This window comes from Streptomyces sp. NPDC057616, assembly GCF_042800575.1.
Lineage (GTDB): Bacteria > Actinomycetota > Actinomycetes > Streptomycetales > Streptomycetaceae > Streptomyces.
Map to the genome: position 1 here is coordinate 269,093 of NZ_JBHVGU010000009.1, position 6,335 is coordinate 275,427.

General features: G+C 70.0%; 3 protein-coding genes and 1 pseudogene. 3 read left to right on the forward strand and 1 reads right to left on the reverse strand.

All coding sequences use genetic code 11. The features are described from left to right. The first annotated feature begins 134 nt into the window (after window positions 1-134). Both ACFU97_RS14190 and ACFU97_RS14195 read left to right on the forward strand, forming a co-directional pair. A complete protein-coding gene (locus tag ACFU97_RS14190) occupies window positions 135-2,564 on the forward strand; it encodes a ThuA domain-containing protein (RefSeq protein WP_384255363.1) in 2,430 nt (809 codons plus the stop codon). Continuing rightward, entirely contained in the window at window positions 2,564-4,768 is a 2,205-nt protein-coding gene (locus ACFU97_RS14195; protein WP_384255334.1) for an OmpL47-type beta-barrel domain-containing protein, read from the forward strand. Before ACFU97_RS14190 ends, ACFU97_RS14195 begins: the two co-directional genes overlap by 1 nt. Here ACFU97_RS14195 and ligD read toward each other — a convergent pair. Beyond that, window positions 4,755-5,816 (reverse strand): non-homologous end-joining DNA ligase, encoded by a 1,062-nt coding sequence (gene ligD, locus ACFU97_RS14200; RefSeq protein ID WP_384255336.1) that lies wholly within the window; start codon window positions 5,814-5,816, stop codon window positions 4,755-4,757. The genes ACFU97_RS14195 and ligD overlap by 14 nt on opposite strands. A 74-nt stretch (window positions 5,817-5,890) precedes the next feature. On the opposite strand from ligD, the pseudogene ACFU97_RS14205 reads away from it, so the two are divergent. Further along, window positions 5,891-6,335: pseudogene (locus tag ACFU97_RS14205) on the forward strand (ATP-dependent DNA ligase); the annotation flags it as partial.

Here is a 6,335-nt window from a genome sequence, read left to right on the forward strand (position 1 = left end):
AGGTATTGGCGAGTTGTGCAAAGGGGTCTAGCTTCCTTGGCGTTGTTGCTGTGACCGAGGAGGTGCCCATGCACTTACGAGGGTTGAGCACAAGGAGCGCGAGACACACGGGCGGACGGGCCTGGGCGGCCACACTGGCGGCAGGGGTGCTCGGCGCCGGACTGCTCTCAGGGCCCGTCGCCCACGCGCGGCCGGCCCCCGACCCATCCCCGACAACGATGTCCGTCAAGTCGCCGCCGGGCGGCGCGAATGTACGGGTGCTGATCTTCTACGGTTCCGCGGCGGCCGGGGACGAGTCGCCGGTCGTGAACGCGGGCATCGAGGCGATCGAGATGATCGGCCTGTCCGGGCCCGCGAAGGAGCGGTTCAAGGTCGAGGCCACCGACGACGCCTCGGTCTTCACCAACGAGACCCGGCTGGGCCGCTACAACGCGATCGTCTTCCTCACCGGCGGCGGCGACGTCCTCGACCCGGACCAGGAGGCGGGTCTCGAGGCCTACATGGAGGCGGGCGGCGGCTTCGTCGGCATCCATGACGCGGCCCGCGCGGAGCCGTACTCGGACTGGTTCACCGGTCTGGTCGGCGCCCGGCCCGCCGCGTCCAGCCCAACTGCCGTACAGCGCGCGGTAGTCGAGGTCGGCGACCGGCAGCACCCGGCGACCAAGGACCTGCCGCTGCAGTGGAAGCGGCCCGACCAGTGGTTCAACTGGGTGAAGAACCCCTCGGGCGACGTGCACACCGTCGCGCGGGTGCGCGAGTCGACGTACCGGCCGGGCACGAGCGCCAACGGCTGGGACCATCCGGTCAGTTGGTGCCGCGACTACGACGGCGGCCGCTCCTTCTACACCGGCATGGGCGGCACGGTGTCCTCGTACGACGAGACCGACTTCCGCGACCATCTGCGCGGCGCCCTGCTGTGGACGACCCGGCTGGCGCAGGCGGACTGCAAGGCGACGATCAACGCCAACTACAAGGCCGAGCGCCTCACCCAGCCCAACCAGCCCGGCCAGAGCGACCAGATCGGCGAACCGCACGGCCTGGTGACCGCCCCCGACGGGCGCGTGCTCTACATCGGCCGCGGCGGCGCCGACTCCTCCCAGCCCGTGATCACCGACTGGAACAACCCCGACGTCGGCAAGGGCAAGGGCCAGATCCACGTCTACGACCCGAAGACCAAGAAGGTCACACTGGCGGGCGAGTTGACCGTCTTCGGCAACAAGGGCGGCGGCGACGAGCTGGTCAAGGTCGAGGAGGGCCTGCTCGGCATCGAGCTCGACCCGGCCTTCGAGCAGAACGGCTGGGTGTACCTGCACTACACGCCGCACTCCCAGCTCAACCGCGACACGCAGATGGCCGAGCGCCGCGTCTCCCGCTTCACCCTCGACCTCGCCACGAACAAGCTGGACCTGAGCAGTGAGAAGGTCCTGCTCAAGTGGCCGGTGCAGGTGCACAGTTGCTGCCACGCGGGCGGCGGGATGGCCTGGGACTCCAAGGGCAACCTGTACATCGCGACCGGCGACAACAACTCCAGCGGTTTCAGCGACGGTTACTCCGGCAACAACCCGCAGCCCAACTACAAGGGCGTCTCCTTCGCCGACGCGCGCCGCACCGCCGGCAACACCCACAACCTCAACGGCAAGATCCTGCGCATCCACCCGGAGCCGGACGGGACGTACACCCTGCCGGAGGGCAACCTCTTCACCGGCAAGGAGAGCGCCGAGGGCGGCGGCAAGACGCGCGGCGAGATCTATGTGATGGGGGTCAGGAACCCCGCGCGGATCTTCGTCGACAAGCGGACCGACATCCTCTACGCGGGCTGGGTGGGCCCGGACGCGGGCGCACCGTCGACGACCTGGGGCCCGGCCAAGTACGACACGTTCGCCGTCATCACCAAGGCGAGCAACCGGGGCTGGCCCTACTGCATGGGCAACAAGCAGCCCTACCGTGACCGCAATCTGCCCGACCCGTCCAAGCCGCTGGGCTGGTACGACTGCGACCACCCGAAGAACGAGTCGCCCAACAACGACGGCCTGGTCAACCTCCCACCGGTCACCGGCAACAACATCTGGTACTCGCCGCAGGGCGGCGCCCCGGACTACCCGCGCGACGCCGACGGCGTCCCGTCGTACAAGCAGGACGAGGCCACCTACCTCCTGCCGTGGCTCAAGGGCGGCGGGCAGGCCGCGATGAACGGCCCGGTCTACCGCTACGACGCGGCGAACCCCAGCGCGGCGAAGTGGCCCTCGTACTGGGACGGAAAGTGGTTCGTCGGCGACTTCTACGACGCCGACCAGCCACGCAACGCGGTGATCACCGACCCGAACACGCAAGGCGACGGCGGTCTGCCGGTGCACTCGGAGTCGCTGAAGAAGATCGTGCCGATCGGCAACGACGGCATCAAGAACCTCATGGACTGGAAGTTCGGCCCGGACGGGGCGCTCTACGTCCTCGACTACGGCCGCGGCTTCTTCACCTCGGACGCAAAGTCGGCGCTGTGGCGGGTCACTTACACCGGTGGCGGGCCGACCCCGGCCGCCGGGCAACTCGCACGGGGAGGGCAGTGATGCGGCAAGGAAGACTCCTGACGGCGCTGCTGGCCGCCGTACTGATGATGCTCGGGCTCCAGTCGACGGCGGGCGCGCAGCCCGAACGGGCCGGGTCGGGGCAGGCCGTCGCGGACCAGGTGCTGACCTGGACGGCCGGTGACGACATCACCAAGTACGGATCCGCGCCCACCACGGCGGTCGCGGGCAGGGCGACGATCGTCTTCGAGAACAGCGCGGCGACCGGCAACACGATGGGCATGCCGCACACGCTGACGTTCGTGACGTCGGACCCGGAGTTCAACAGCGACGTCGAACTCAACATCCTGGCCAACCCGAACGACGCCATGGGCGGCCGGCACACCGCCGAGGTCACACTCACCCCGGGCCGGTACTTCTACCACTGCACGATCCCCGGCCACGGGCAGATGCAGGGCATCCTCACGGTGACCGAGGGCGGCGGCGAGGACACCACCGCGCCCGAGACGTCGGCGGCCGTGAGCGGCACGCAGAACGCCCAGGGCCAGTACGTCGGTTCGGCGAGCGTGGCGGTCACCGCGACCGACCCGGGCGGCTCCGGGGTCGACCGCGTCGAGTACGCCGTCGGGGACGACGGCGCCTGGCAGCCGTACACCGCTCCGGTCGTGGTCGACCAGGTCGGCAGCCACAAGGTCCGCTACCGGGCCACCGACAAGGCGGGCAACACGGCGGCCGAGAAGAGCGTCACGTTCACGGTCGTCGCACCGCCCACGGACGACACGACGCCGCCGGACACCTCGGCGGTGGTCAGCGGGGAGAAGGACGCCGAGGGGAACTACCTCGACATGGCCACGGTCACCGTCTCCGCCTCCGACACCGGGTCCGGGGTCAACACCATCGAGTACGCGGTCGACTCCGGCGCCTGGCAGCCGTACACCACGCCCGTGATGGTGCATCAACTCGGCGCCCACGAGGTCCGTTTCCGGGCCACCGACAAGGCGGGCAACGCGGCGGCCGAGAAGAGCGTCACGTTCACGGTCGTGGCTCCGCCCGCGCAGGACACCACCCCGCCGGTGACGGGTGTGACCGTCGACGGGACGCGGAACTCGGACGGCGCCTACGTCGGCGGCGCCAAGGTGACCGTGAGCGCGGCGGACGAGGGCGGTTCGGGCGTCGAGAAGATCGAGTACTCGCTCGACGGCGGGCCCTACCTCGCGTACACCGCCCCCGTGACCGTCGACCGCACCGGCAGCCACACCGTGGCGTACCGGGCGAGCGACAAGGCGGGCAACACCTCCGCGGCGCGCACCGTCAGCTTCACGGTGGTGCCGGGCGGCGGCGTGCCTCCGCCCAACTGCCCCGAGTACGACGAGCGGTTGACGGTCATCGTCGGCACGGTCGACTCGGGCGTGCCGAACCGGGTCACCGACAACCGGTGCCGTATCAACGAGTTGATCGAGGACGAGAAGGAGTGGACGTCCCAGGCGCTGTTCCTGAAGCACGTGAAGACGGTCCTCGACAAGCTGCTCAGGGAAGGCGTCGTCGACCGGCGCGAGTACAAGGCCGTGCAGAAGGCCGCCCGGCAGTCCGGCATCGGCAGGCCGGGCCAGACCGCGGGCTACCGCACGATCTTCGACGGCACCGCGGCGTCCCTTGCCAAGTGGGAGCAGGTGGGCGGCGGTTCGTTCGGCCTGAACGGTGACGGCTCGATCACCAGCGGCACCACCAGGGACGGCCTGGGCATGCTGTGGTTCCCGCAGCGCAAGTACGGCGACTTCTCGCTCAAGCTCCAGTGGCGGGACGACGCACCGGGCACGGGCAACGCCAACGCCGGTGTGTTCGTGCGCTTCCCGTGGGTCCACGACCATCCGCAGGAGTCACGGCCCGAGTGGGTCGCCATCGAGTACGGGCACGAGGTGCAGGTGCTCGACCGGCCCGACGGCGACATGTACAAGACGGGCTCGATCTACGGCTTCGACCGGGTGGGGCTCGCCGGTGCCGGCGTCACCCAGAAGGGCACCTGGAACGACTACGAGATCCGGGTGGTGGGCCAGCACTACTCGGTCTACCGCAACGGCGTGCTGCTCAACGAGTTCGACAACACCGGCGGCCAGGAGTTCTACCCGCCCCGCTCGGACGACCCGGGCACGGACGGACGCCGCTTCGCCTCCGGCTACGTGGGACTGCAGGTGCACAGCACGACCGACGTGATCTCCTACCGGGACATCCGGATCAAGGAGTTGTAGGTTCCGCGGGCGGAGCAGCCGTCTCCGGCTTCCCAGGAGTCGTCTTCTTCGCCCGGCTCGGCTGGACCCGCTTGGGCTCCCCCGGCATCTTGGGGTACTCGGGCGGGTACGGCAGATCTCCCAGCCCGTGGTCGTGCTCGTCCCGGCGGGCGAGTTCGAGCAGGGACTCCAGGGAGAAGCGCCGCTCGTCCATGTCCGCGTGCACGTCGCCGAGTTCGGCGAAGCGCGCGGGCATGGTCGCGATGTCGAAGTCCTGGGGGTGGGCCACCCCGACCTCGTCCCAGGTCAACGGCGCGGAGACGGGAGCGTGCGGGCGGGGGCGCACGGAGTAGGCGGAGGCGATGGTGCGATCCCGCGCCGTCTGGTTGTAGTCGACGAAGATGCGCTCGCCCCGCTCCTCCTTCCACCACTTGATGGTGACCTGCTCCGGCATCCGCCGCTCCAGCTCGCGGCCCACCGCGATGGCGGCCCGGCGGACCTGGGTGAAGGTCCAGCGCGGCTCGATCGGCACGAACACGTGCAGGCCGCGGCCTCCGGACGTCTTGGGGAAGCCGCGCAGGCCGCCGAACTCGTCGAGGACGGCGCGCAGTTCGTGGGCCGCACGGACGGCGTCGTCGAAGTCGGTGCCGGGCTGCGGGTCGAGGTCGATGCGCAGTTCGTCGGGGCTGTCGACGTCGTCGCGGCGCACCGGCCAGGGGTGGAAGGTGAGCGTGCCGTACTGGGCGGCCCACAGCACGGCGGCCTCCTCGGTCGGGCACATCTCGTCGGCGCTGCGGCCGCTGGGGAAGGTGATGTGGGCGGTCGGGATCCAGTCGGGCATGTTCTTGGGCGCCCGCTTCTGGAAGAAGGACTCGCCGGTCACCCCGTCCGGGTAGCGCTCCAGGGTGGTGGGCCGGTTGCGCAGGGCGCGCAGGATGCCGGGGCCGACCGCGATGTAGTAGCGCGCGAGGTCCAGCTTGGTGAAACCGCGCTCGGGAAAGAAGATCTTGTCCGGGCTGGACAGCCGGACCGTGCGGCCGCCCGCCTCCAGTTCCACCGCTGCACCCATGCGGCAACGGTAGGCGCCTCGTGCACACCTCGCACACCGGGCGGCAGACGGCACTTGCGCGCAGAATCGAAACCATGGATCTGCCGGTGATGCCACCCGTGAAGCCGATGCTCGCCAAGTCGGTGGCGAAGATTCCCGCGGGCATGCAGTACGAGGCGAAGTGGGACGGGTTCCGGGCGATCGTGTTCCGCGACGGCGACCAGGTCGAGCTCGGCAGCCGTACCGGAAAGCCCCTGACCAGGTACTTTCCCGAGCTCGTCGCCGCCCTGAAGGAGCGGGTGCCCGAGCGGTGCGTGCTGGACGGGGAGATCGTGATCGCCCGGGAGGGACGGCTCGACTTCGACGCGCTCACCGAACGCATCCACCCCGCCGACTCCCGGGTGCGCACGCTCGCCGAGCGGACCCCGTCGTCCTTCGTCGCCTTCGACCTGCTGGCCCTGGCCGACGAGTCCCTGCTGGACGTGGAGCTGACCGACCGGCGGGCCCTGCTGGAGCGGGCGCTGGCGGGCGTCACCGCCC

Bases quoted from the DNA above. Each gene is read 5' to 3' on its own strand.
- ACFU97_RS14195 (WP_384255334.1), top strand. From the start codon at position 2,564: ATGCGGCAAGGAAGACTCCTGACGGCGCTGCTGGCCGCCGTACTGATG.
- ligD (WP_384255336.1), bottom strand. From the start codon at position 5,816: ATGGGTGCAGCGGTGGAACTGGAGGCGGGCGGCCGCACGGTCCGGCTG.